This window comes from Pseudoxanthomonas sacheonensis (assembly GCF_010093305.1).
GTDB classification, from domain to species: Bacteria; Pseudomonadota; Gammaproteobacteria; order Xanthomonadales; family Xanthomonadaceae; genus Pseudoxanthomonas_A; species Pseudoxanthomonas_A sacheonensis.
This window is the reverse complement of sequence record NZ_PDWS01000016.1, coordinates 17054-42887: the sequence shown is the minus strand read 5'-3', so window position 1 is coordinate 42887 and position 25834 is coordinate 17054. Positions and strand designations below refer to the sequence as shown.

The 25834-nt window shown below is 61.3% G+C and carries 28 protein-coding genes and 1 tRNA gene; 26 read left to right on the top strand and 3 right to left on the bottom strand.

Annotated elements, in window-relative coordinates:
* Positions 1–562: 562 nt before the first annotated feature.
* The 20 genes from CSC73_RS13600 (at position 563) to CSC73_RS13505 (ending at position 20193) form a co-directional block, all read left to right on the top strand.
* Positions 563–997, top strand: a complete 435-nt coding sequence (locus CSC73_RS13600) for a TcpQ domain-containing protein (RefSeq protein ID WP_246197525.1) — start codon at positions 563–565, stop codon at positions 995–997.
* A gap of 58 nt (positions 998–1055) precedes the next feature.
* Positions 1056–1991: a VirB8 family type IV secretion system protein gene (locus CSC73_RS13595; RefSeq protein WP_163841103.1), complete on the top strand. Its 936-nt coding sequence runs from the start codon at positions 1056–1058 to the stop codon at positions 1989–1991.
* A complete protein-coding gene (locus CSC73_RS13590; RefSeq protein ID WP_163841101.1) occupies positions 1988–2746 on the top strand; it encodes a TrbG/VirB9 family P-type conjugative transfer protein in 759 nt (252 codons plus the stop codon). Before CSC73_RS13595 ends, CSC73_RS13590 begins: the two co-directional genes overlap by 4 nt.
* A complete protein-coding gene (locus CSC73_RS13585; RefSeq protein ID WP_163841099.1) occupies positions 2743–4005 on the top strand; it encodes a TrbI/VirB10 family protein in 1263 nt (420 codons plus the stop codon). Before CSC73_RS13590 ends, CSC73_RS13585 begins: the two co-directional genes overlap by 4 nt.
* 15 nt (positions 4006–4020) lie before the next feature.
* Positions 4021–5058 (top strand): P-type DNA transfer ATPase VirB11, encoded by a 1038-nt coding sequence (gene virB11 / locus CSC73_RS13580; protein WP_093286299.1) that lies wholly within the window; start codon positions 4021–4023, stop codon positions 5056–5058.
* Between the two features lie 304 nt (positions 5059–5362).
* Positions 5363–6145, top strand: coding sequence for a lytic transglycosylase domain-containing protein (locus CSC73_RS18600; protein ID WP_211840889.1), 783 nt, complete (start codon positions 5363–5365; stop codon positions 6143–6145).
* 80 nt (positions 6146–6225) lie between these two features.
* Entirely contained in the window at positions 6226–6615 is a 390-nt protein-coding gene (locus CSC73_RS13570; protein WP_163841209.1) for a TrbC/VirB2 family protein, read from the top strand.
* Positions 6608–6916, top strand: coding sequence for a VirB3 family type IV secretion system protein (locus tag CSC73_RS13565; protein ID WP_093286312.1), 309 nt, complete (start codon positions 6608–6610; stop codon positions 6914–6916). The genes CSC73_RS13570 and CSC73_RS13565 overlap by 8 nt, the downstream gene beginning before the upstream one ends.
* Before the next feature lie 76 nt (positions 6917–6992).
* Positions 6993–9455 (top strand): VirB4 family type IV secretion/conjugal transfer ATPase, encoded by a 2463-nt coding sequence (locus CSC73_RS13560; RefSeq protein WP_163841095.1) that lies wholly within the window; start codon positions 6993–6995, stop codon positions 9453–9455.
* 82 nt (positions 9456–9537) lie between these two features.
* Positions 9538–10320, top strand: a complete 783-nt coding sequence (locus CSC73_RS13555) for a TrbJ/VirB5 family protein (RefSeq protein WP_163841093.1) — start codon at positions 9538–9540, stop codon at positions 10318–10320.
* Positions 10321–10482: 162 nt separating this feature from the next.
* Positions 10483–11646: a TrbL/VirB6 family protein gene (locus CSC73_RS13550; RefSeq protein ID WP_163841091.1), complete on the top strand. Its 1164-nt coding sequence runs from the start codon at positions 10483–10485 to the stop codon at positions 11644–11646.
* Positions 11647–11679: 33 nt separating this feature from the next.
* On the top strand, positions 11680–12183 hold the full coding sequence (locus tag CSC73_RS18685) for a DUF4189 domain-containing protein (protein WP_163841089.1): 504 nt from the start codon (positions 11680–11682) through the stop codon (positions 12181–12183).
* A 135-nt stretch (positions 12184–12318) separates the two neighbouring features.
* Entirely contained in the window at positions 12319–12831 is a 513-nt protein-coding gene (locus CSC73_RS13540) for a DUF4189 domain-containing protein (RefSeq protein WP_163841087.1), read from the top strand.
* 29 nt (positions 12832–12860) lie between these two features.
* The gene (locus CSC73_RS18680; RefSeq protein ID WP_425502318.1) at positions 12861–13382 is read left to right on the top strand and encodes a DUF4189 domain-containing protein; all 522 of its coding nucleotides are present in this window, start codon (positions 12861–12863) and stop codon (positions 13380–13382) included.
* A gap of 274 nt (positions 13383–13656) precedes the next feature.
* Positions 13657–14427: a hypothetical protein gene (locus CSC73_RS13530; protein ID WP_163841083.1), complete on the top strand. Its 771-nt coding sequence runs from the start codon at positions 13657–13659 to the stop codon at positions 14425–14427.
* Between the two features lie 112 nt (positions 14428–14539).
* Positions 14540–16432, top strand: coding sequence for a peptidoglycan-binding protein (locus tag CSC73_RS13525; protein ID WP_163841081.1), 1893 nt, complete (start codon positions 14540–14542; stop codon positions 16430–16432).
* A gap of 112 nt (positions 16433–16544) precedes the next feature.
* Entirely contained in the window at positions 16545–17456 is a 912-nt protein-coding gene (locus CSC73_RS13520) for an arginine deiminase-related protein (RefSeq protein WP_163841079.1), read from the top strand.
* Positions 17457–17605: 149 nt separating this feature from the next.
* Positions 17606–18004 (top strand): PepSY domain-containing protein, encoded by a 399-nt coding sequence (locus CSC73_RS13515; RefSeq protein ID WP_425502317.1) that lies wholly within the window; start codon positions 17606–17608, stop codon positions 18002–18004.
* A gap of 57 nt (positions 18005–18061) precedes the next feature.
* The gene (locus CSC73_RS13510; protein ID WP_093286361.1) at positions 18062–18748 is read left to right on the top strand and encodes a response regulator transcription factor; all 687 of its coding nucleotides are present in this window, start codon (positions 18062–18064) and stop codon (positions 18746–18748) included.
* On the top strand, positions 18748–20193 hold the full coding sequence (locus CSC73_RS13505; RefSeq protein WP_163841077.1) for an ATP-binding protein: 1446 nt from the start codon (positions 18748–18750) through the stop codon (positions 20191–20193). The genes CSC73_RS13510 and CSC73_RS13505 overlap by 1 nt, the downstream gene beginning before the upstream one ends.
* A gap of 90 nt (positions 20194–20283) precedes the next feature.
* Here the strand turns inward: CSC73_RS13505 and CSC73_RS13500 are convergent, their stop codons facing one another.
* Complete coding sequence (locus CSC73_RS13500; protein ID WP_163841075.1) at positions 20284–21066, bottom strand: M90 family metallopeptidase; 783 nt, start codon at positions 21064–21066, stop codon at positions 20284–20286.
* Positions 21033–21323, bottom strand: coding sequence for a hypothetical protein (locus CSC73_RS13495; protein WP_163841073.1), 291 nt, complete (start codon positions 21321–21323; stop codon positions 21033–21035). Before CSC73_RS13495 ends, CSC73_RS13500 begins: the two co-directional genes overlap by 34 nt.
* Before the next feature lie 262 nt (positions 21324–21585).
* Here CSC73_RS13495 and CSC73_RS18570 point away from each other — a divergent pair, with 262 nt between their 5' ends.
* The 5 genes from CSC73_RS18570 to CSC73_RS13475 all read left to right on the top strand — a co-directional run bounded on the left by CSC73_RS18570 (position 21586) and on the right by CSC73_RS13475 (position 24267).
* Positions 21586–21720, top strand: a complete 135-nt coding sequence (locus CSC73_RS18570) for a hypothetical protein (protein WP_281352911.1) — start codon at positions 21586–21588, stop codon at positions 21718–21720.
* Complete coding sequence (gene birA / locus CSC73_RS13490) at positions 21717–22685, top strand: bifunctional biotin--[acetyl-CoA-carboxylase] ligase/biotin operon repressor BirA (protein ID WP_163841072.1); 969 nt, start codon at positions 21717–21719, stop codon at positions 22683–22685. The genes CSC73_RS18570 and birA overlap by 4 nt, the downstream gene beginning before the upstream one ends.
* Positions 22682–23437 (top strand): type III pantothenate kinase, encoded by a 756-nt coding sequence (locus tag CSC73_RS13485; protein ID WP_163841070.1) that lies wholly within the window; start codon positions 22682–22684, stop codon positions 23435–23437. Before birA ends, CSC73_RS13485 begins: the two co-directional genes overlap by 4 nt.
* Positions 23431–24129, top strand: coding sequence for an SPOR domain-containing protein (locus tag CSC73_RS13480; protein WP_163841067.1), 699 nt, complete (start codon positions 23431–23433; stop codon positions 24127–24129). Before CSC73_RS13485 ends, CSC73_RS13480 begins: the two co-directional genes overlap by 7 nt.
* A gap of 62 nt (positions 24130–24191) precedes the next feature.
* Positions 24192–24267 (top strand) — tRNA-Thr (locus tag CSC73_RS13475).
* Positions 24268–24312: 45 nt separating this feature from the next.
* Here the strand turns inward: CSC73_RS13475 and CSC73_RS13470 are convergent.
* Complete coding sequence (locus tag CSC73_RS13470; protein WP_163841065.1) at positions 24313–24684, bottom strand: hypothetical protein; 372 nt, start codon at positions 24682–24684, stop codon at positions 24313–24315.
* Between the two features lie 204 nt (positions 24685–24888).
* On the opposite strand from CSC73_RS13470, the gene rocF reads away from it, so the two are divergent.
* Positions 24889–25812 carry an arginase gene (gene rocF, locus CSC73_RS13465; protein WP_163841063.1) on the top strand — a complete coding sequence of 308 codons (924 nt, stop codon included), beginning with the start codon at positions 24889–24891 and terminating at the stop codon, positions 25810–25812.
* Positions 25813–25834 lie beyond the last annotated feature (22 nt).

Here is a 25834-nt window from a genome sequence, read left to right as displayed (position 1 = left end):
AGCGTATTGAAATACCTGTAATCACAGTTGTCCAAAAAACGAAAGCTACCGATAGTCACCCCTCTGCCATAACACGGTTGTCGCTGTATCTCCGTTGCCACTGCACTATTTGCACGAACGGAATTCTCGATTCGATACTTCAAACTGAGACGCATGCAACACCCGCGCAATAGTAGTGCTTGACTATGCGTGTTGTATCGAGCTAGTTTTCCGCTTGATTGCTCGTTCGCCTGCTTAGGCGCGACCGCCATCCGCTTGCCGGATAGGGACGCAATCACGGGGATAGATAATGTTTCAGGGAGCGTTTCTGCCAGGGAGGTGGGGTACTAGTGTCGCGATATTCCTCTGCGGTCATTACCGATGCGGTTCCGGGATGCGCCTGTCGCTACGACGGGCCTGTTCGTCCGGCTGGTTCTTTCGCCATTCGTTTTTCAATGCGCACCACGGGCTCCGGCCGCGTGCGTTCTCGCTTTTCGCTTGCCTGTCGTTCCCATCTTCATGCCGGCTGCGGAGCAGCACTGCCGCGCCGGCCGATCCTTCCAATCCCATCCGTTGGTGAAGCGTGAAACATAAGACTTTGGTTGGTCGCTACTGGTGCGTGTTGATCTTCTCGGTGATTGCGTTGTCCGGATGCGCCACGCGCCCGGCGCCGGATTTCGGCGGCCGCTGGAAAACAGTGAATCGCTACGCGGCGTCGGCCGAGGCGATCCCCCTGTACCAGACTTACGTATTCCATGCCTCGCCCATGGACGGCACGCTCAAGAACATGCTAACGCGCTGGGCGAGCGACTCGAAGATGACCTTGTCGTACCTGCATCCTTCGGATTTCACGCTGTACGGACCGGTGGCGCAGATCCAGACCAACGACCTGCAAACGGCGGTTTCGCAACTGACCGCCGCCTATGCCGGACAACAGGTATCGGTCACCGCCAGCGACAACCAGATCGTCGTCCGCGTGGCCCAGGCCGGCGGGGACGCGCCTGCGGCCACTCCCTGAGCATGGCCGGAATGTTTTCGGGTCGGTGTTCCCATAACGGTTTCAAGGAATCAGATTGATGTTCGGGAAGAAAGTTTCATCGCCGCAGATCGACAGCGCGGTTTCCAAAGCGGTCAATTTCGAGATCACCCTGGCCGACATGGCCCGGCGCAGCGAGCGCCGCGCCTGGCTGGTGGCGTCGGGCGCCATCGCGCTGTCGCTGATCCTGGCGGCGGGCTATTTCTACATGCTGCCGCTCAAGGAAAAGGTGCCTTACCTGATCATGGCCGACGCCTACACCGGCACCAGTTCGGTGGCGCGCCTTACCCAGGACGCCGATCACCGCAGCATCACCACCAAGGAGGCGGTCAACCGCAGCAACGTCGCCCACTTCCTGCTCGCGCGGGAGTCCTACGACGTCGCTTTGATGAACCTGCGCGATCGCACCACCGTGTACACCATGTCCTCGCCGGATGTGGCGGCGGCCTATACCGGCCTGCATAACCCGAAAAGCCCCAGCAGTCCGTTCAACGTCTACGGCAAGAACAAGGCGATCCGGGTCAAGATCCTCAGCATCTCGCTCATCGGCGGGTCGGCCAAGACATGGCCAAAAGGCGCGACCGTCCGCTTCCAGCGCAGCCTCTACGACAAGCCGACCGGCACGTCCAAGCCGCTGGACAGCAACATCGCGACCATGGAGTTCACCTACAAATCGAACCTGAAGATGGAAGAAAAATACCGCATCGAGAACCCGCTCGGGTTCCAGGTCACCAATTACCGCGTCGACAGGGATTACGACGACAGCGGCTTCACCGCCACTCCGCCGGACGAAATGGAAGTGCAACCGCCGCAACAGGCGCCCAATCCGGCGATACCCGCTGCGCAACCGGTCGTTCCAGGCGCAATCCCCGGCGACGCGGCCAATCCTGCGATCCAGCAAGGCTACCCGGCGCCCGCTACGCCGCCGGCTGCCGCTCCTTCCTCCAACAATGCCAATGGGGCCATCAACCAATGAATCGCTTGAGCAAGCATTGCCTGGCAGTGATCCTGCACGCTGCGATCATCGGCGTCGCACTGCCGGCCAGCGCGCAGGTCGTGCAGCAATATGAATACGAACCGGACCGCATCTATGAGGTGCGCACCGGCCTGGGCATCACCACCCAGATCGAGCTTAGCCCCAACGAGAAGATCCTGGATTTCAGCACGGGCTTCAGCGCCGGCTGGGACCTGACCCGGCGCGAGAACGTGTTCTATCTCAAGCCGAAGAACGTGGACGTGGACACCAACATGGTGATCCGCACCGCCACGCATTCCTATATCTTCGAACTGAAGGTCGTGGCTACCGACTGGACTGCGCTCAGCCAGGCCAAACAGGCGGGCGTGCAGTACAAGATAACCTTCGCCTATCCCAACGACATCGAGTTCGCCGCCGAGACGGAAGAAACCGTTCCGCAACTCAGCACGAAGCTGGACAAGGACAGGCGCTACAACTTCAACTACGACTATTCGACGCGCACCAAGCAGGCGTGGCTGATCCCCACCAACGTCTACGACGACGGCCAGTTCACCTACGTCAAGATGAGCGACCTCAAGGCCTTTCCTACCGGTAACTTCCCCGCGGTTTTCGGCCGCGAGCGCGAGGGCGGCGAAGATTTCGTGGTCAACACCACGGTGGAAAACAACACGCTGATCGTGCACGGCACCTATCCCTTCTTGGTCATCCGGCACGGCAGGAATGTCGTCGGCCTGCGTAGGAACAAAGCACAATGAACCAGACTCCGCCGTCCAATACCTCCGGCCGCCCTTACGACGATGGCGATCCCGATCCGCAACCCAGTCGCGGTCCGGATGCGCCCGAGCAAACCGGCAATCCCTATTACGCCAGCCAGCAGAGCGCCGCTCCGCCGGATCTCGACGCGAACGCCCCGCAGCTGAGATCCAACGACCTGCAGAAGCTCAACCGCAAGGCGTTGCTGTTCCTGGCGGGTATCGTGGTGCTGCTGATCGTCGCTGCGGTATGGATGTTCAAGAACGCTACCTCCAGCAAGGACGAGGTCGCCAAGCCACGCGAAGAGAAAGTGGTGATTCCCGAGTTGCCCAGCAACACTGAGCCGCCAGCGGCCGAGCAGGCCGCGCCGATCGAGGTCGAGCAATACGCCGCCGAGCCGAATGTGCCGCCCTTGCCTGCCGAGCCGGCGCCCTCGTATTCGCAATCCGCGCCTTATAACGATGCTCCGCAAGGCCCCCGCGAACCCACTCTGATGGAACGGCGCATGTCGAATGGCGGCGCGAACAATGGGGAGGGGACGCAGGCCAATGGCCAGCGTCAGCAAGACTCTTACATGCAAGCCATGCTCGCGACAATGCCCGGCAATCAGGCCAATGGCGGAGCGCAGCAGAATGGACAATCCGAGGCCACCAGCGCGCAATACATCAACCGTCCCGACGCTTTGCTGGTCCGGGGTACCTATATCCGCTGCGTGCTCGAAACCCGCATCGTCACCGATATCCCGGGCTTCACTTCGTGCGTCGTCACCGAACCCGTCTACTCGATCAACGGCCGCAGCCTGCTGTTGCCGAAGGGTTCCAAGATTTCCGGAAAATACAATAATTCCGGCGCCACTGGACCGCGGGTCGCGGTGATCTGGGACCGCATCACCACCCCCAACGGCATCGACGTCAACATGGCCAGTCCCGGCGTGGATAATCTTGGCGGCGCCGGCCATCCGGGCGACTACAACGCGCATTGGGGCAGCCGCATCGCCTCGGCGCTGCTGATCAGCCTGATCAGCGACGCCTTCAGCTACGCGGCTGCCGAGAACGGTCCCCGCACCACCACCATCTCCAATGGCAACGTACTCGAAACTCCCTTCGAGAGCACCACGGCACGGACCATGGAGCGTCTGGCCAACCAGGCGCTGGACAAGAGCATCAACCGTCCGCCCACGGTCACCATCAACCAGGGCACCGTGGTCAATGTCTACGTTTCCAAGGATGTGGACTTCACCGGGGTACTGGCCCGCAACTGACGCGGGCCACATGTCATGGACATCGACAACTCACCGGTAGCGCGGGTCTCCAGCGAATTTCTGGACTACCAATACGAAGTATTGGGAATCCTGGAGTACATGAGTTCTCCGGATGTCACCGAAATCTGCATCAACAAGCCCGGCGAAATCTATCTGGAAACCCGGCAGGGCTGGCAGCGCATCGAGGTGCCCGGTCTGAATTTCGAACGCGCGCGGCAGTTCTGCACCGCCGTGGTCAACGAAAGCAATACCGGCCAGCGCATCACCGACACCGATCCGGTCGTATCGCTGACCTTTCCCACCGGCCAGCGCGCGCAGTTCGTGATTCCGCCCGCCTGCGACGCCGGCAAGGTTTCCATCACCATCCGCCTGCCGTCCAAGCACACCAAATCGCTGCAGCAGTATCAGGAAGACGGATTCTTCGACCAGATCCTGGAGCAGGGGCACACCCTGGGCGAGCACGACCGGGAACTGCTGGAGCTGAAGTATTCGCGCAATTACGCCGAGTTCTTCAAGAAAGCGGTCCTGTACAAGAAGAACATAGTGGTTTCCGGCGCCACCGGCAGCGGCAAGACCACTTTCATGAAATCGCTGGTCAACCACATCCCCGGCGACGAACGCCTGGTCACCATCGAGGATGCGCGCGAACTGTTCATCACCCAGCCCAATGCGGTGCACTTGCTCTATTCCAAAGGCGGACAGAGCACCAGCAACGTCACCGCCAAGAGCTGCATGGAAGCCTGCTTGCGCATGAAGCCGGATCGCATCATCCTGGCCGAGCTGCGCGGCGACGAATCCTTCTATTTCATCCGCAACTGCGCCTCGGGCCACCCGGGCTCCATCACCAGCTGCCACGCCGGCAGCACCACCCAGACCTGGGACCAGCTGGCGCTGATGGTGAAAGCCTCCGCCGAGGGCGCGGGTTTGGAGTTCGCCATCATCAAGCGTCTGCTGATGATGACCATCGATATCCTGGTGCACATCAAGGCTCACGCGGGCCAACGCAACATCACGGGCATTGATTTCAATCCGGAGAGAACGTTCGCAGAGTAAGGCTGAAAACGTGTCCGTCGTCTCTAAAATCGTCCAGATCGGTTACCTGTGTTGGCATTTTTTTTCAGAAACAGGAAATGCTACCGATAGCGGACGTCGTGATGGCGGAAACAAGCGGACATGTAATGTTTTTCCTACAGAATTTTGCGGCTGCATTGAGTTGACAACACTAGAGTGCTCATGAAATATGGGTACAGGGATATCTGCGATGTAATCGAAGGGGCTGTGGAACTCCGCATGCTCTGTCGGATGATCGTCGAAAAGCGATAAGCGTGTAACGGAGGAGTACGCGGTGTTACCTGGCATGGAGCTAATGAGTTGCCCAGAACTGGCGGTTCCGCCGGAGGTCATGCACCACGTCGTGCGCGTGGAATCGTCGCACAACCCGTACGCCATCGGCGTGGTCGGCGGACATTTGGTGCGCCAGCCGAAGAACCTGCCCGAAGCGCTCGCCACGGTACGCATGCTGGAGAGCCGCGGTTTCAATTTCTCGCTGGGCGTCGCCCAGGTGAATCGCTACAACCTCGACAAGTACGGCCTGAACTCCTACGAGAAGGCTTTCGAGGTCTGCCCCAACCTGCAAGCCGGCTCGCGTATTCTGGCCGAGTGCTACAGCCGTTCGGGCGGCGATTGGGGGAAATCGTTCAGCTGCTACTACTCCGGCAACTTCGTTACCGGCTATCGCCACGGCTATGTGCAGAAAATCTATGCCTCGATGCGCCAGACCGCGCCGGGGTCGGCCAGTGCGCCGCAGGGCCAGGCCATCCCTGTAGTCAGCAGGCCGTCGCGGCGCAGTGTCGAGGTGACCCGCTATCCCGTATATGCCGCGCCGCCCGCACAGGTTCCCGCGATGGCCACGGCATCAACCGTGCGCCAGGTTCCGCCGCAACCCATCGCCCCGCCGGATGCCTCGCAGGCCGCGTTGATGCGCATATCGGCCGCCACTCCGCAGGAGCAGCCTGTAGTCCTGCAAAGCATGCAGGCGGGCGCCCAGCCGGCCCAGGCGCCTATCGCAGCGGACAGCCCTGCCGTTTCCCAAGCAACTGCAGTGGAATTGCCCGCGGTCGATGCGGCATTCGTTTTTTAGCGTTTTTCTGAATGGCGGAAATCATGGATACCCCCACCGCTTGTTTTCGTTTAGCAAATCAACCCAAGGAGATGACACGCATGAAACCAGTATTCTCGAAGGCCTCCAGCGATCAGGCCAAGAAGTTCCTCTCGCCGCTGCTCATGGCGGTGGTGTTCGTCGGCATCCTGGCGATGCCGGGCATGGCAATGGCGCAGGAGGCCACCGACCGGGTCGAGGAGTTCTTCGGAAACCTCAATTCGCTGCTCAACATCGCTTCGATCGCCGTGGTTACCATCGCGGTGATCTTCGCGGGCTATCAGATCGCTTTCGCCCACAAGCGGATTTCCGATGTGGCGCCCGTGTTGATCGGCGGGTTCCTGATCGGCGCCGCGGCGCAGATCGCGAGAATGCTGCTGGGCGACGCTACGCTTGATGAAGGCGGCACGCCCGCTGCCATGCTGATCAATTCCCTCATGTTCTATGCATAAGAATGTGCTGTTCAGGGGTTGCACGCGCCCGGCCATGTTCATGGGCGTGCCCTACATGCCGTTCTTCCTGGCGGCCGGGACGTGCATCCTGCTGACCTTCTACATCAACATGTTCTGCCTGCTGTTGTTGCCGCCGGTCATCTTCGTCATGCGACAGATGGCCAGGCGGGACGAGATGATCTTCCGCATGATCGGCCTGCGGCTGCAGTTCAAGTTCAAGGCCAGGAACCTGAAGCATCACTCGGGAATGTGGGTGTTTTCGCCCAACAGCTACCGTGCCAAGCCTGCGAAGGATCGCTAGGCCTGGCCGCCTGCGTTTTCCCGTCTACCCAAATCCGCTGAAACTCAAGATCCGCTAAAACAAGACCCGCTAAAACATGTTCACTCCCGACACCTCCATAAGCGAATTCATCCCGCTCTCCACCCACGTGTCGCCTTCGGTGATCAAGACCACCGGTGGCGACTACCTGCTGGTGTGGCATCTGGGCGGGTTGCCTTTCGTCGGACGGGACGAATGGGAGATAGAACACCGGCACAACACCTTCAACCGCATGCTGCAGACGCTGCGCGCGCCGGACTTCGCCAACCTGGCGTTCTGGGTGCACGACGTGCGCCGCAAGCGGCGCATCAACGACCGCAGCAAGTTCGGCCAGGCCTTCAACCAAGGCATGTCGGACGCTTACTTCGAGTCGTTGTCCTCGCAGAAGATCATGCAGAACGAGCTGTACCTGACCATGATCTACCGGCCGGTGGTGACGGGTAAGCGGCTGGTGGAAAAATCCACCAACATCGCCCAGTTGCAATCCGAACAGGATCAGGCCATCGCCAAGATCCAGGAATTGGCGGGCAACCTGGAAGCGGTGCTGAAGGATTATTCGCCGTACCGGCTGGGCATGTACGAAGCCAGCAACGGGGTGGTGTTCTCCGAAGCGCTGGAATTCTTCGGCTACCTGCTGAACCGCATCGACGAGCCGGTGCCTGTGCTCAGCGCGCCGGTGAACGGCTATTTACCGGTCAGCCGGCACATGTTCTCGGACAAGACCGGCGACTTCATCATCAACACGCCCAACGGCGTCAATCATTTCGGCGCCATCCTCAATATCAAGGAATACACCGACGGTACTTACCCCGGCATCCTAAATGGGCTGAAGTACCTGGACTTCGATTATGTGATAACCCACTCGTTCAGTCCTATCGGCCGCCAGGACGCGCTGAAGGTGCTGGACCGCACCAAGGGCATGATGATTTCATCGGGCGACAAGGCGGTCAGCCAGATCGTGGAGCTGGACCATGCCATGGACCAGCTGGCTTCGGGAAACTTCGTACTGGGCGAATACCATTTCACTCTGGCGCTGTACGCCGACTCCCAGGAAAAGCTCTCGCAGAATACCGCCACCGCACGCGCGGAGCTTTCCAATGCCGGGTTCGTCTCCACCAAGGAAGACCTGGCCATAGCGTCCTCGTTCTATTCGCAGATCCCGGGCAACTGGAAGAACCGCACGCGCCTGGCCAATGTCAGCTCGCTCAACTTCCTCGGCCTGTCGCCGCTGCACAACTTCGCTTCCGGGAAGAAGGAAAACAATCCCTGGGGCGAGTGCGTCACCACTTTGCAGACCACCAACGGCCAGCCTTACTACTTCAACTTCCACGCCACTCACCCGGCGGAGAATTCGCTGGGCGAGAAGGCAATCGCCAACACCATGGTCATCGGCAAGTCCGGTACCGGCAAGACCGCGCTGATCAACTTCCTGCTCAGCCAGGTCCAGAAGCTGGACCCGTCGCCGACCATTTTCTTCTTCGACAAGGATCGCGGCGCCGAGATCTTCGTGCGCGCCTGCGGCGGCAACTACCTGGCGCTGGAGAACGGCCGGCCCACCGGTTTTAACCCGTTCCAGTGCGAACGCAACGATGCCAACACGCAGTTCCTGGCCGATCTGATGAAGGTGCTGGCCGGAAAGACCGGCTACACCTCGCGCGAAGAGGAAGACATCTTCCGCGCGGTCGAGAACATGCTCGACACCCCCATGCATCTGCGCAACATGACCAATTTCCAGAAGAGCCTGCCCAACATGGGCGACGACGGCCTGTTCGCGCGCATGCGCAAGTGGACCGCGGGAAATTCGCACGGCTGGGTCTTCGACAATCCGGTGGACACCATCGACCTGCAGAAGGCCAACATCATCGGCTTCGACTACACCGACATCATCGACAACCCCGAAGTGCGCGTGCCGGTCATCAACTACCTGCTGCACCGCCTTGAGGCGCTGATCGATGGCCGCCGCCTGATCTACGTGATGGACGAATTCTGGAAGATCCTCGACGGCAAGGGCGGGCTCAAGGAATTCGCCAAGAACAAGCAGAAGACCATCCGTAAGCAGAACGGCCTGGGCATCTTCGCCACGCAGAGTCCGGAAGACGCGCTGGCCAGCGACATCGCCGCGGCGCTGATCGAGCAGACCGCAACCATGATCCTGCTGCCCAATCCCAACGCCAGCCGCGACGACTACATCAATGGTCTGAAGCTGACCGAAGCCGAATACCAGGTCGTGGTCAGCCTGGACGAACGCTCGCGCTGCTTCCTGGTCAAGCAAGGCCATGCGTCCAGCGTCTGCCAGCTCAACCTGCGTGGCATGGACGATGCGCTGGCGGTGATTTCGGCATCGACCGACAACATCGAAATCATGCATCAGGTACTGGAGCAGCAGGCAGAAGCCACGGGCTTGCCCAGCAACGACCTGCGCCCTGAGCAGTGGTTAGCCGAATTCTATGCGCAGAGAAAGGGTTCCGGAAAACCAGCAGTCCGATCGGCGCAAAAAAATGCGCGTGCGGTAAGTGCGTAAGAAATTACTGCGTGCCGAGCGTTCGGATGCATAGGCACGGTCTCTGTTTAAAAGTCGTCTCAAGATTAGCGAAGGAGTTTTTATGAACATCGACAGTAAAAACAAATCGGCCAAGCGCAAGCACAAGAAACCGCTGTTAGCCAGCCTCGCTTTGATGTGCTCCTTGGCCGTTGGCGGCGCCAATGCGCAGTGGATCGTCAACGATCCTGCGCACATGATGCAGAATATTCTTACTCAGCTTGAACAAATGGGTAAGGATGTGGCCGAGTATGCTGAGCAAGCCGCGCGCTGGCAGCAGCAATACAGCCATTACCGGCAGCAATTGATCAAGGCGCAGAGCATGTTCACCAAGCTCGGATTGCCGCAGAGCGTGACTCTGGAGAAAGTCGAAGACGACTACATGATCGCCGACCGCTGTAGAGGCGCGGGTGGCGGTCTCCTGTCCGGACTCAAGAACATGCTTACTCTGGACCCGAACGGGGACCTGATGAAGCAGCAGCAACAAATCTGCGTGAACATCCAGGTCATGGAGAACAGGAAATACAACGAGACGGTGGAGTTCCTGAAAAAGAGCATGCCGGAATTGGACCAGACATTGGCCACGTTGAAGAGCATGCGCGACTCCAATAACGATCAAGGAAATCTTACCAAGGTCAGCTACGACGCAGAGGCATTGACCGCAGACATGAACAAAAGTTTTGCGGAATGGGAGTCGAGGATGAATTCCTACGATGCTTACATTCAATCCATGCAACAAGCCCAGAAAACGCTGACCCAAATCGCGTTGAAGGGAAAGCAAAGCAGTCCGCTGGGAACGCTTGTGAAGACCACGGCCCTGCAAGGGGCTTTGGAAGTCGGCAACTGAGGACATTGCCGAGGTTCCGGTCAGGGGCCTCGGCAGTTCCACGAGCGAGCTCGATTCGCAGTACCAATGTAAGAGTCCGTGCCAGGATTTGTCCGGTTCGGTGGTAGGGGGAGGGCCGCTGCGGCGGCCTACACAAACCGGGCGTAGATGATGAGAAAAGAAATGGATATCGTGGGGAATTTTCTGGACGGGGCCGGTTGGCTGAATTGGCTTGCGCCCAAAATCCAATCTGTCGGGGATTTCATCTTCTTCCGGCAGATCATGGCTTATCTGCAGAATGAGATCCACGAGTTCGGCATCGATCTCCTGGGGCGAGCCATGCAATGGGTGAGCGGCATCGCGCTTACGTTGCTGACCTTGTGGATCATGATTCAGGGCTACCGCATCGTGACGGGTCAATCGCGCGAGTCGATGATGGCGCTGGTGACGAACTCATTGCGGTCGGTGTTGATACTGACGGCGGCCACGATGATGGCGATGTTCGGAACCGACTTGCACCAGTTCCTGAACGATGACGTCAAGAAGGAAATCAACTGGGTGGTGACCGGGGAGAATACGACCCCAGAGGACAAGATCGACGAGAATCTGGCCTGGATGCAGGTGGCGTTGTCGAGCATCGATGCGTTGGACGTGATGAGCGACCCGACGTTGGACAATCAGAAATCCCGCGCCATGTGGTTCGCGGGCGTCGGTGCGGGTGGTCCTGCGATCGTAGGCGGAACTTTGTTGCTGCTTTACGAGGTGGCGATGGCCTTGTTCGTCGGCTTCGGCCCGATCTTCATTTTATGTCTGATGTTCGATCAGACAAAATCGTTGTTCCAGCGATGGCTGCTGTATGGCATAGGCACCATGTTCTCGATGGCGGTGTTGAGCGCCATGGTGTCCATTGCGCTGGAGATGGTGGTGAGGGTGTCGGCGGCATTCTGGGGGACGGCGCTGGTGGGTTCGTTGCTGGGGTCCAATTTCAGCGACGGCATGACCAGTCAGGCGATGCAGCAAGGCGGCATGGGCATGATCCTGACCTTGCTGATCGTCAGTGTGCCGCCGATGGCGGCCGCGTTCTTCCAGGGTACGCTGGGCAACTTCATGCACTTCTCGGCGTTTAGCGGTGGTGGCGCGCCGGTAGGCCAGCGAGCGGGCGAGTCGGGGTATCGGGGTGGCTATGGGTCGCATAGAGCCGCAAATACTGAAATTGAGCGGGTTGATAGCCAAATACCGTCTTCTGGCGGGGGGCCGACCTTTAATGCGGGGAGAGTATCCGGCAGCCAGCCTGCAACTGCACAGGCGCCATCCGGTCAGCGAGGGTTAGCAAACAATGGGACATGATCCATCGTGGGTGACACACGACGGAAATATCAGATGAAACAGATATTACTGATGTCTTTGATATTACTCGGTGTTAACGGCGGGGTTCACGCAGAAGGAGGTTGTCCTTCGGGCATGATTCCCTATCGCGGCACCGATATAAGTTCATGCGGACCAATCCCATCGGGCTACTACGGTAGAGATGACTCTTCGACTGAGCCAAGTCAATCTCCAGTTATTTGGGCCGATAAATGGGGAGCGATTGCACTATCCAAAACAAATAATTCAGTTGGCGTAGCTACTGGAACGCCGAGCAAACAGGCTGCACAAAATTCAGCGGTCAAGGATTGCGTTGAGGCGGGAGGGCAAAACTGCGAAGTTGTGCTCTCGTATAACAATCAATGTGCTGCTATGGCTTGGGGAGATACGCGTGTGGGAACCGCCCGAGCCGGCACAATAGAAATAGCGTCGCAGCAAGCGATGCAGTCATGCATCGCAAAGTCAAATGAATGCAGAATAGTCTATTCAAATTGTAGCTTTGCAGAGCGTACCCAATAGCGGAGCTACGAAGGTAAGAGTTGGCTGAGGAGAAGGGTATAGAACGACAGGCCGTAACCTGAGTGGTTTGGCGCGAGGCATTCGGTAGCGGATCAAGGGCCTTGGTTCTTTACAGCACAACGGAGAGTGCGGGTGATGAAATCGAAATGGTTATTGATGTTAGGACTACTCAGCATCAGCGGTTTTGCGTGGGCCGAAGGTGGTTGCCCATCCGGCATGATTCCGTATAGCGGCACGGATTTGAGCTCGTGCGGGCCTATTCCTGCTGGTTATTACGGCAACAACAATGACAATAATAGTGCTTCTCAAGCTTACAGACCCTCGGTCCGATGGGCCACGACATGGGGGGCGATTGCTACTGATGGTATTAAAGGCAGTTTGGGAACTGCCGTACGCATGCCTAGTAAGGAGGAGGCGAAACGAACTGCTTTATCACAATGTCGTGCTAACGGTGGACTCAATTGTGAGGTTGATCTTGAGTATTACAATCAGTGTGCGGTGATGGTAGTAGGAGACAAGGGATACAACACGGCACGCGCAGCAACGATCGAGAAGGCAACGCAATTGGGGGAAAAGACTTGTAGTTCAACGGATACCAATTGCCGCGTTTACTATGCCGATTGCAGTTTGGCTAAGCGTATTCAGTAGCCAATCAAGGGGCATGGTTCATCAGCACAATGGAGAGTGCGATTATGAAATCGAGATGGCTGCTGATAGTGGCGTTGCTCAGCTTGAGCGGTTCTGCGTTGGCTGAAGGTGGTTGCCCATCCGGCATGATTCCCTATAGCGGCACCGACATAAGTTCTTGTGGGCCTATCCCACCGGGTTATTACAGGGATAGCGATGATGCAAGCCAACGCCCTCTTGATCAGCCGGTTCGCTGGAAAGATAGGTGGGGGGCAATTGCGTTCTCGGATATTAATAATTCAGTAGGCGTATCTGCGAACATGGCAAGCGAGGGGACTGCGAAGAAAGTAGCGATAGCAAAATGTATTTCTGCGGGCGGTGAAAAATGTTCGACCGAACTTACCTACTATAACCAGTGCGGAGTAATCGCCTGGGGAGATCAGTATGGCAACGCAGCGGGCGCGCGTACCGTAGAAGAGGCATCCGATATGGCGATGAAAACATGCAGTAGAAACACAAGCAATTGCAAAATTGTGTACTCCAATTGTACATCGGCTCGACGGATCCAATAGGTTTGCGTGGCCACGGACATACTTTCCACAGAAGCAACATTTATAGGCAAGCATCTTTCAGATAGTGTGGTGCGTCGCTCATTGTGAAAATTCGCATTCAATGGCTTTGACTGGATGCTAACTATGGAGTTGAATAGTTATGAGACATGGAAGAAAATTTCTCCTTGTGCTGATGGTGCTTCTGATAGGCGCCTGTAACGCCAAGACGCCCGAGAACGTCTCCGGGAAGGCCGCCAACTCCCCCGTCAAGCCGACCGATAAGGAAGTCCCAGCCATGAACAACGAATCCAAGAAAGCAACCGAAGTCCAGCCGCCGTCGCCCAGCAGCGTGCTGTATTTCATCTATCAGAAAGACGGCGACGGCGCCTTGTCGTATGAGGTTGAGAACGGGAGTTGGGCGACTTATTGGTACGGCTATTCGTTCGATCTTGGCGGCAAGCATTACTTCACTGGTTTCGCTACACAGACGCCGGATAAATACGGCAAGTCGGAGGAAGAGGACTATGCGGCCCCCGATGCGAAGGTAACGATTACGCAAGCGACCTTCTTCACGACCAGCCCTGAAGCGGAAAAGCCCTGGACATTCGATGGCAATCAGTATTCCGTCGGTGAGTTTGGGGGTTACGAAAAAGGCAACGTGATTGATGAAACACGGAAGTCACAAAGCTACCAGACTCCCGATGGCAAGCTTCTGCTAGCTGTGCCGACCTGGTACCTGGCTACTGGCGTTCAGGTCAACACATTTGACCTGCTTTTGTTCAATCCACACGAGTTGAAGGTGGACGACAAGCGTTGGGACTACCTTGGAAATATTGTGATTGGTACTGACAACGGCGCCGCCTGCGATGAAACACCAGGTGCGAAGCAGGCGTGTGCAAAGAGTACCGGAACGTTGAGCTTTGAGCCGCAAGAGGGAAGCAACCTTCCCTTGTTGAAAGTCCAGCGCAGTGGAACGGAGACTGTTTCCGCCGGAAAGGTGCGAACACTGGGTTCTGGCGATACTTATGAGTACCGTTACGACTCGGATAAAAAGCAGTACCAGTAAGACTTATGAAGTAGAGCAACTGTTGACTGACAACATAGGATCCAGGGACGGATCCGGTTGACGCATCGCGGCAATTCGTGCCGCAAATCAACCTGAAAAAGGAGAGCCAAGCATGGCGCACGATTACAGTAAGAAGGAAGTTCTCGACATCATCGAAAGGGAAGCGCAGGAAAGGAACATCCCGCGCGATGATTTTATGCGGTTCGCCTACATCGAGACCGGGGGTACGTTCAACGAACTGGCCTCGCGCGGGGCTCAAGGGGCCAAAGGTCTATTCCAGTTCGTGCCGGGTACGGCGGACGCCTACGGCATCCGCGGCCGTGAGCTGGATGCAGTGGTCAATACCGATGCGGCAGCCCGCTTGTACTTGGACAATCGAAACGCATTGGTCAATCGACATGCGAACGATGGCCGCCCCTATCTTTCAGGCAAGCCAGAACCCGATGGTTTGGACATGTACCTGGCGCACCAGCAGGGTGCGGCGGGTTATAGGTCCATACAGACTGCCATCGCTACAGGCGAGTTCGGCCGCCAAGATACACGCAGCAAGATTCTCAACAACGTCAGCTCTCGCGATTTCGAGGCGGTGACAGGCCAGAAGTACGCCGACTTCAGAACCATGTCGGATCGCGACATGGCGACGACTTTCACGCAGTACTGGGATACGAAGTTCGACCGGGTACGCATTCCGGAAAAAGGGATCGAGCCGGTCACCGATGCGCGCCAGAATACTCCGGCGCAGACTACACCTGTTCAGAGCACATCTCAGAGCACGTCCACGCAGACCGTACCGGCAACGGGAATCGCGCTGACCGCCGCCCATGATCTGAGCGTGAAATACGATCATGTGAAGTACGCCATGAGCGGCAAGATCCCGGGCGTGGACGGCAAGCATCCGGACCAGGGCTATGTGGATTGCTCGGGCTGGGTGGCGACCATGCAGAACGCGACCATGAAGGAGGTCAATGCCAAGGCGGGGCGGCAGGTCTTCGGCAGAGACGAGTTTTTCAATCTTGGCACCGACGGCGCAGCGATGATCGTCGAAAAAGCGCAATCGCGCTCCGGGGTGATGATCGAAGGCAAAGCGGTCACCCGCGACGTGCTGAAGGAAGGCATGATCATCGGCGAAGACAACGGCCCGACCAAGTGGGACGGCGGCCGCTACAAGGGCATCGACCACATCACCATGGTGGTGAAGGACCCCAAGAGCGGCGAGTTGATGATCAGCCAGTCGCGCGGCGGCGAAGGCGTGGAGCTGAGTTCGCTGGACAAGTACCTGGAGCGCAAGCAGGCCAACGGCGTGAAGCTGTACGCCACGGATCCGCTGGCCGAGGCGCGGACTCTGCTGCAGGACAAGCAGCAGACGCAGGACCAGACACAAGCGAAGCCGCAGCCGCAGCAACCCGCCGACGCTACTCTGCGTGCAGGCGAAAAAAGCGAAGGCATCCGCCAGCTCCAGGACACCCTCAACAACTACGGCTATCGCGACAAGGAAGGCCGCGCGCTGAAGGAAGACGGCAGTTTCGGCGACCGTACCAAGGAAGCCCTGCAGGCCTACCAGCAGGCCCACGGCTTGAAGGCCGATGGCATAGTCGGTCCCCAAACCTTGGATGCGTTGAAGAAATCCAAGGAAGCGCCGCTGCTCTCAGATACGCGCCATCCCGACAATGCGCTGTTCCAGCAGACGGTCAAGAGCATGGAGCAACTCGGCCCGCAGGCCTTCAAGAGCCGGCAGGACCTTGAGAATGCGGCGGCGGCGGGCGTGTTCGAAGCCAAGGCCAGCGGCCTGACCCGGATCGACCATGTGCTGCCCAACACCAACGGCACCGGTGTGTTCCTGGTGCAGGGCGAACCCGGCGACCCGGCCAACCGCCGCGTCTACATGGACAAGGGACAAGCCATCGCCGAGCCGATCGAAAAGAGCACGGCCCAAGTGCAGCAGGAAACGCAGAACCAGCCGCAAGCGCAGCAAGAGCGCGAGCAGCGACGCACGATGGGTATCTGATCGGGATTCCGCTCGACATCCGTCCGGTCACGGAAGCCCCGCAATCGCGGGGCTTCTTTTTTGCTGGGATCCGGTTGAAGCTTCGTCTCCTGCAAGCCGCTGTAGGGATCCCATGCTTACCCGCACCCTTTCCGAGTTCCTCCCCTTCGCCCGAAACTGCGCAGCCGATTTCGGCCCCGCCACCGCGCGGGCGGCGTTCCTGGTGGCGCCGGACGGATTCGCGCGGGCGGACCAATCGGCGCGCGACAACCGGTATATGGCGCAGGCCGCGGCCTTCGATGCGGGCGCGGCGCAGGCGCAGCACCGCGAACTGCAGCGCGCGTTGGCGTCGGAATTGCCGGTGCTGTGCTTCAGCGGCGATCCGGCCACGCCCGACGCCCTGTTTCCCAACAATATTTTCGCCACCGCGCCGGGTCGGCTGGTGGTGGGGCGCATGCGCCACGAAGTACGCCAGCGCGAAGCCGCGCGCCGCGATATCCGCGGGTTCTTCACCGATCTGCTGGGCTACCAGGAAACCGACCTGTCAACGCAGCCGCACCCTTGCGAACTCACCGGCGCATTGGTCATCGACCGCGCACGGGGCCTCGGCTTCTGCGGATTGTCCGAACGCTGCGACGAAGAGGGCGCCGCGCTGATGCATCGGGCTTTCGGCCTGCGCGCCACCTTGATGTTCGACCTGGCACCCGGCGAATACCACACCAACGTGGTGCTGGCGGTGCTGGCCGGCCGCGCGGCCCTGATTTGCGCGGACGGGTTCGCCGATGCCGCCGTGCCCGAAACCATCGCCGGGCTGTATGCGGCCCACGGCATTTCCCTGTCCCGGGCCGAACACGCCGCCTTCGCCGGCAATGCCATCGCACTGTCCGGAAGGTCGGTCTGGATGAGCGCAGGGGCGGAAGCCTCCCTGGCTTCGACCACCCGCAACCGCCTGCGGGAGGCCGGTTTTGCCTCGCGCAGCGTGCCGCTGGAGGCTATCGAAGCCGCCGGGGGGTCGCTCCGTTGCTGCGTTGCGGAGATTTTCTAATGAGCCAGGAACCTGAACGCGCCGGATCGGGCTGTGGATAAATTCATATCGAATTCACCGCCCGACGCCAGAATCCATTTCCTAATCAACCACTAGGCCGCGTCGGCTCCCGTTCATTCAGGGAAGCCGAAAACCGTTACGATTCCGTTATGAGATTCATGTCCCGCTTTCTGCTGTCCACCTGCGCATTGCTCGCCCTGTCCGGCGCGGCGGTGGGCGCGTGGGCGCAATCGGGGCAGGAAGAACAGCCGCGCCCCGATCCGCCGCCGCGCCAGAGCATGCCACGCGAAAGCATGGTGCCGCAGCGCAATCCGGCCTCGTTGTCCGATTCGGTGCGCCGCGCCCAGCGCGAGACCGGCGGCCAGATCCTGGGTGCCGAGCGGGTGCAGTTCGACGGCCGCGAGATCAACCGGGTCAAGGTCATGGATGATCGTGGCCGCGTCCGCTACATGGACGACGACCCGCAGCGCAGAGGCGGCCGCGACCGTGCCCCCCAGCGCGAGGATGCGCCGCCGCGTGCACGCGGCGACAACCCCCGCCGACCGTAAGATGTTCCCTACCCGGGGGCCTGCTGGCCGCCAGTTCTAGTAGTCACAGGAGTGTCCATGCGTATTTTGCTGGTCGAAGATGAAGCCCCTCTCCGCGAAACCCTGGCCGCGCGCCTCAAACGCGAAGGCTTCGCCGTGGATGCGGCGCAAGACGGCGAGGAAGGCCTGTACATGGGCCGCGAAGTGCCGTTCGATGTGGGCATCATCGATCTGGGCCTGCCCAAGATGTCGGGCATGGAACTGATCAAGGCGCTGCGCGACGAAGGCAAGAAATTCCCCGTGCTGATCCTGACCGCGCGTTCCAGCTGGCAGGACAAAGTGGAAGGCCTGAAGCAGGGCGCCGACGATTACCTGGTCAAGCCCTTCCATGTGGAAGAGCTGCTGGCCCGCGTCAACGCGCTGCTGCGCCGCGCCGCCGGCTGGAGCAAACCGACCCTGGAATGCGGCCCGGTCGCGCTGGATCTGGCCGCGCAGACGGTCAGCGTCAACGGCGGCAACATCGATCTGACCAGTTACGAATACAAAGTGCTGGAGTATCTGATGATGCATGCGGGCGAGCTGGTGTCCAAAGCCGACCTGACCGAGCACATCTACCAGCAGGACTTCGACCGCGACTCCAACGTGCTGGAGGTCTTCATCGGCCGCTTGCGCAAGAAGCTGGATCCGGAAGGCGAACTGAAGCCGATCGAGACCGTACGCGGCCGCGGCTACCGTTTCGCCATACCGCGCAACCACGAGGGCTGATGCCACCGCGCGCGGCGGACGCTGGTGCGGCACAAAGCGGGCGCGATCCTTTTCAGGGATGGCGCCCGCGCTCTTTGCGCGCCCGGCAATTGCTGGCCGCCAGCGTGGGCCTGCTCGCTTTCCTGTTCCTGGCGGGCTACGCGTTGGACCGCGCCTTCGTCAGCACTGCCGAACTCAACTTGCGCAATCGCCTGAAGGGTTATGCGATTTCCTACGCCAACAAGCTGGAATTCGGCCGCGACGGTACCCTGATTCCGCCCGAAATGCCGGTGGATCCGCGTTTCACCCAGCCCGGTAGCGGTCTGTACGCCGAGGTAGTGCTGCCCAACGAGCACTGGGGTTCCGATTCCACCCTGGGGCCAACCTTGCCGGCGGCCAACATGCTCAAGCCGCTGCAGGAAACCTTCGAGGGCCCGGTGCCGATGCGCCAGATCGACGGCAACGAAGGCGGCGTGTATCGCTTCGGGCTGGGCACCATCTACGCAAACCGCGCGCCGGAAGGCGAGTTCCCTTATTCGATCTATGTGTCGGAGGATTCGCGCGTGCTGGGCGCGCAGCTGCGCACCTTCCGCGGCGCCTTGTGGGGGTACTTGGGCGCGGCGGGCGCGTTCCTGTTGCTGTTGCAGGTGGCGGTGCTCAACTGGAGCCTGCGGCCGTTGCAGCGCGTGATCAACGAACTGACCAAAGTGCAGCGCGGACAGGCCAGCCGCATGACCGAACGCCACCCGCGCGAGCTGGAGCCGCTGACCGAAAGCATCAACGCCTTCATCGAAAGCGAGCGCGAGAACCTGGACCGCCAGCGCAATACGCTGGCCGACCTCGCCCACAGTCTGAAGACGCCGCTGGCGGTGCTGCGTTCGCAGCTGGACGAAGGCATCCACGCCACCGCATTGCGCGAAGAACTGGATACGCAGTTGAAGCGCATGAACAATCTGGTGTCCTATCAATTGGCGCGCGCCGCTTCCAGCGGCCATGCCCTGTTCGCCACGCCGGTGCCCATCGAATCCAACGCCGAGGAAATAGTGCGCGGCCTGGAAAAAGTCTACGCCGCCAAGGGCGTGATCTGCGAATTCGACATCCACCCGGATGCGCGCTTCCATGGCGAACCGGGCGATCTGCAGGAACTGATGGGCAACCTGTTGGAGAACGCGTTCAAGTGGGCACGCTCGCGCGTGCTGCTGACCGCCACGCCCACCAAGACCGTGGGCAACCGCCGCGCCGGTCTGCTGTTGGCGGTGGACGACGACGGCCCCGGCATCGCCGACGAAGACGTCGCGCATATCCTGCAGCGCGGCGTGCGCGGCGACGAGCGCGTGCAAGGGCACGGCATCGGCCTGGCGATCGTGCAGGATCTGGTGCGCGGCTACCGCGGCGAGCTGCAGGTGACGCGTTCGCAGGAACTGGGCGGCGCGCGCTTCGAGGTGATTTTGCCGCAGGGGTTGTGACGGCGCCGGTTTGTGGCGATGTAGGAGCGACGCGAGTCGCGAAGCAGATAGGACCAGTCAGGCTCCATGGCTTCGCGACTCGCGTCGCTCCTACATAGTTCTTGTTGGATTGTAGAAACGTTGCAGGTGCGCGGCTACTCGCGGCATTTCCGCTTGCAGCAAGGCTGGCGCGGAGAAATGGTATTCGCTGGTCACGGCAAAGAATTCTTCCGGCGATTCGGAAGCGTAGGCATCGATGGCGGTGTCGCGTCCGCTATCCACTTCGTCGCAGAACGCATCGTACTGGCGCTGGAAATCGGCGGCCCATTCGCGCTGCCAGGCGCGCGGCAGCGGCGGAGTGCCGTCCATCGCGCCGTCGAGCGCGTCCAACTTATGCGCCATTTCGTGGATGGCCACGCAGAAGCCGGCGAAGGGGTCGGCCAGGTCGGCCTGCACGTCGGCCCAAGACAGGATCAGCGGGCCAGCTTCCCACGATTCGCCGCTAAGATCGTCCTCGAATTCGTGCAGCACGCCGGCCGCATCCACATGGCTGCGTTGCACGCGAAAAGCGTCCGGATAGACCAGCAGCTGCGACCAGCCGCGTAATCCTTTCGCTCCGAAACCCAGCAAGGGCAGGCAGCAGAGTGCGGCCAATTGCATGCGCGCGCGCGCATCCAGCACCAGGCCGGCAAGGGGCGTGATGGTTTTCTCGTGCAGGAAACGCGCTACCAGCGACTGCAATGCCGCATCGCTGGATGCGTGCAAGTCGTGCAACAAGGGAACCGAGCGTCGGGTGTCGGCCCAGATCTCGGTGTCGAGGGAATGGGGCGGGCGTTTGAGCCAGCCGAACCACGATCCGATCAGCGGAACATGCCCGGAAGGAAGCTGTGCCACTTGGAGCCGCGAACACGCTGCAGACCGTCTTCATCGCCACCGCCACCGCCTCCCGGCGAAGCCGAAGCGGGCTTGGCGTACTTGTTGCGCGCAGCGCTGGCCTTGGGGTGCGCCGCGCCCGCCTGCGCTGCGTCGTCGCGAGCGACCGCCTCGGTTTCCTGGCAGGCGCCGGGATTGGGCGGCGCATTGCGTCCGTTCTGGGCCAGGGCGTGTGCGCTGGCGCAGATCAACAACAGAGCTAAGCTGAGACGCAGCATGGGAGACTCCTGTCTGGCGGACGTTCTGACCGCGCGAACTATAGCGCGGTTCCCGGCCCGTTGGCGGTTGCTGCCCGTCTTGCCGACCGCCGGCTGCTGCGGCGCAACAGAACCGCTGCGAAGTCTATGCGGGTTCCCTGTCGGGCGGGTGCGATCCGGCGCTGCCGCCGGCGCGGGTGCAGGGGATGCTTCGATGGTCACCGTGCGGCCGCCGCTGCCGCACCGGCGCAGCCCGCATCTCGCGCATAATTAAGGCATGCCCATGCTTTTCCTGCTCCCCGCGCCGATGGCTGCCGCGTACCCGCCCGACTGGCTGCCGGGCGGTCTGCTGCAGCGCTTGCCCACCGGTTCCGGATCGCGTCGCGGGCGCGTACGCCCGTCGCGCGGGCGTACGTGAGCGGCGAACGCGCAATCCTGCAGCGGCTCATCGCCGGCCCGGTGTCGGGCGACGCACTGGCGCAGGAGGCGGGGCTGACTCGCGCGGCGATGTGGAAACGCATCGAAACCCTGCGCGAAGCCGGCGTGGAAATCGACGCGCAGGCCGGCCGCGGGTATGCGCTGCGCCACCCGCTGGAACTGCTGCAGGCCGAAGCCATCATCGGCGCGCTTCCGCCTTTCGTGCGCGCCGGCGTCGCTTCGCTTGAAATCGCCTGGTCGCTGGATTCCACCAACAGCGAACTGCTGCGCCGCGACACTCCCGCGCACGGCGTGGCGGCATTGATCGCCGAGCGCCAGACCGGCGGACGCGGGCGGCGCGGGAAAACCTGGGCCTCGCCCTTGGCCGCGCATCTTTATCTATCGCTGTCGCGGCAGTTCTCCGGCGGGCTGGCGCGGCTGGGCGGCTTGAGCCTGGTCGCGGGCGTGGCCGTGGCCGAAGCGCTGCACGAATCGGGGTACCCGGACGTGCGCCTGAAATGGCCCAACGATCTGGTGGTGGAAGGACGCAAACTCGGCGGATTGCTGGTGGAAGGCGGCGGCGAACACGCCGGGCCCGTGCGCGCGGTGATCGGGCTGGGCCTCAACGTGCGCATGCCCGAGGCCATGGCCGCGACGTTGGACCAACCCTGGATCGATCTGGTCCACCTTCTCGATACGGCGCCGTCGCGCAACGCGGTCGCCGCGCGATTGCTCACCCATCTGGTGCCGGCGCTGGATCGGTTCGATGTCGAAGGATTGGCTCCGTTCCTGGCGCGCTATGCGCATTTCGATGCGCTGGCGGGACGCGAAGTGCTGGTGCATCTGGCCGGGGCGACCCAGGCCGGCATCGCCGCCGGCATCGCCGAAGACGGCGCGCTGCGCGTGCGCATCGACGGCGGCGAACGTGTTTTCCATGCGGGGGAAGTCAGCGTGAGGGCGCAATGAGCCGGTGGCTGCTGGACCTGGGAAATACGCGTCTGAAATGCGCGCAGTTGCGGGACGACGGCAGTCTGGGCGAGGTGGTTGCGCTGGCGCATGAGCCGGACGCGTTCGCACGCGAGCTGCGGCGGCTGCTGCCCGAGAATGCGGATTCGGCCTGCCTTGCCAGTGTGGCGTCCCCCGCCCTGACCGCAACGGTGGTGGAAGTTCTGGCCCAGCGGTTCCGCTGCATTTCCCTGGCACGCAGCAGCGCCCGACTGGCAGGCGTGCGCATCGCTTATGCCGAACCCGCGCGGCTGGGGGTGGACCGGTTCCTGGCCCTGCTTGCCGCGCACGGACGCAGGGCGGGCCCATGGCTGATCGCCGGCGTCGGCACCGCATTGACCATCGATCTGCTGGACCGCGACGGTTTGCATCGCGGCGGACGCATCGGACCTTCGCCCAGCATCATGCGCCAGGCGCTGCACCAGGCCGCCGCGCAGCTGCCGCCGGAAGGCGGCGAGTATCGGGAATTCGCTTCCACCACGGCCGATGCCCTGGCCTCGGGTTGCGAAGGCGCCGCGTTGGGCCTGATCGACCGCAGCGTAGCCCAGGCGACGCGGATGCTGGGCGAAGTTCCCACTCTGTTGCTGCATGGCGGCGGTGCTGACATGCTCGCTCCACATTTTCCCGATGCGCTTCGCGCGCCCGCACTGGTCCTGGAAGGGCTGGCCCTGTGGTCGCGCATGGGCACGGCTCCTGGAACCGCCGAATGCTGATCCGCGCCCTGATAGTCCTGCTTATCGTGTTGAATGCGGGCGCCGCTGCCTGGTGGATTTCCCGCCCCGAACCGCTTCCCCCCGCGCTTCCGGCGCAGCCGGCGGGCGTACCCAGGCTGCAATTGCTCAGCGAAAGCGGGAAAACCGACGCTACTCCGCTAACGCAGGCAGCGGCGCCCATGGCGCCATCGCCGCCCGCTGCCGTGGCTGCCGTCGAACCCGCAACGCCCGTGCAGTGCTTCAGCATCGGACCGTTCGCCGACCAGGCCGCGGCCAGATCGGCGGCGACGCGTATCGGCACTCGGATAACGCGCGGCAATCCCCGCGAAGTTCCCGGCAAGACGGCACAGGGCTACAACGTGGTCCTGCCGCCCCAGGCCGACCGCGAAGCGGCCCAGGCGCTTGCCCAGCGCATCGGCGCAGCGGGCTTCGACGACTACCTGGTGGTCAACAGCGGCGCGCAGACCAACGGCATCGCCCTGGGCCGCTACCGCAGCCGCGAAGGCGCAGAACGCCGCCAGGCCGCGCTGCGGGCGGCCGGATTCGACGCGCAATTGCAGCCCATAGGCGATGAAGGCACGGCGCAATGGTGGCTGGATGTCGCCGCCGCCGCCGGCATTACCGCGTCCGGGCTGCGCAGCGGAGCCGGCGCATCGCAATCGCGTTCGCTCGATTGCGCCCTGCTGCGGTAGAATCCGCGTCCGCGCTTTTCAGCACGCATTCTTTCCCGGCGCGCGTTGCGCGCATCGGCCATGCCGGCATAGCTCAGTTGGTAGAGCAACCGCCTTGTAAGCGGTAGGTCCCCAGTTCGAATCCGGGTGCCGGCACCATCCACATCCGGCTGCGCCTTTTTCGTCTTCGCTTCGTCTTCGCGATCACATCGACGCGGCAGTGCTCCTGAAACCGTGGTTCAACGGCTGCATCCGCCGCCACGATGGCCCGCTCCTCATCCGCTTCCAGGTTTCGCGGATGATCGCTTCGCTCAGCGGCCAGTCGAGCCGCTGCCATTCCGGGATGCTGCGTTCGTAGCGTTGCTTGAGCGTGGAGAGCAGATCCTCGAGCTCGGCGCGGTGATTGAGCAGGTAGAGGTCGTAGCCGAATTTCAAGGTGGGGATGTAGTCGTCGAACTCGCGCGAGCCGCGGTGGAAGGCGCTTTCGCGATAGCAACCGCGCCAGTGCCGCAGTTCCGCATCAATGTCCAGCATCACATCCTGCGGGGTCGAACGGATGTCACGAATGGTGCCCATGGCGATCTCCGGCGATTCGTTTCCCTGCGTCCGTAGTGTTCTCAATGCGTGGTGACCACGCCGTGATCGATGCGTGACAGCGAAGTTAAGCGGTAGACCGGCCGGCTGGGCGCTGGCGTGCGGAGCGGACTTGCTGCATCGCCGCAGTAGGTTCCGACGAACGAGGCTAGACTCGTCACCCCTCGTGCAGCCCGCAGATCGCAGATGAGTCGAACTTTCCCGCCCGTTTCCCTGATCGGCGTGCCTACCGATATCGGCGCCGGACACCGCGGCGCGCGCATGGGACCCGATGCCTTGCGCATCGCCGGCCTGCGCGAGGCCTTGACAGCGCGCGGCGTCGACGTCGCCGACCGCGGCAATCTCAATGGTCCGGTCAATCCATGGTTGCCGCCGGTGCAAGGGTATCGCCATCTGGACGAAGTGGTGGCATGGAATCGCGAACTGATGCACGCCACCGCCGCGGAACTGCGCCTGGGGCGCATGCCGATCATGCTCGGCGGCGACCACTGCCTGGGCATGGGCGCGATCACCGCAGTGGCGCAGCACTGCCGCGATGCCGGCAAGCGGCTGCGCGTGATCTGGCTGGATGCGCATTCGGATTTCAACACCAGTGCGGTCACGCCTTCGGGCAACATCCACGGCATGCCGGTCGCCTGCCTGTGCGGAATCGGGCCCGATGCATTGACCCGGCTGGGCCGCGATTTCCCGGCGATGGATGCGCGCGACCTGCGCCAGATCGGTATCCGTTCGGTGGACGCGGAAGAAAAGCGCCTGATCAAGGACAACGGCATCGATGTCTACGATATGCGCTACATCGATGAGAACGGAATGAAGCGCACCATGGAGGCGGCGCTGGAGGGCGTGGACGAAAACACGCACGTGCATGTCAGCTTCGATGTGGATTTCCTGGACCCCAGCATCGCTCCCGGCGTCGGCACCACCGTACCCGGCGGCCCCAACTACCGCGAGGCGCAACTGGTGATGGAAATGATCGCCGATACCGGGCGCCTGCTGTCGCTGGATATCGTAGAGCTGAATCCGGTGATCGACACGCGCAACCTGACCGCCGAACTGGTGGTGGACCTGGTGGAAAGCCTGTTCGGCAAGTCGACCTTGATGCGGGACTGAGTCGTAACTGAATGCGGCTGCC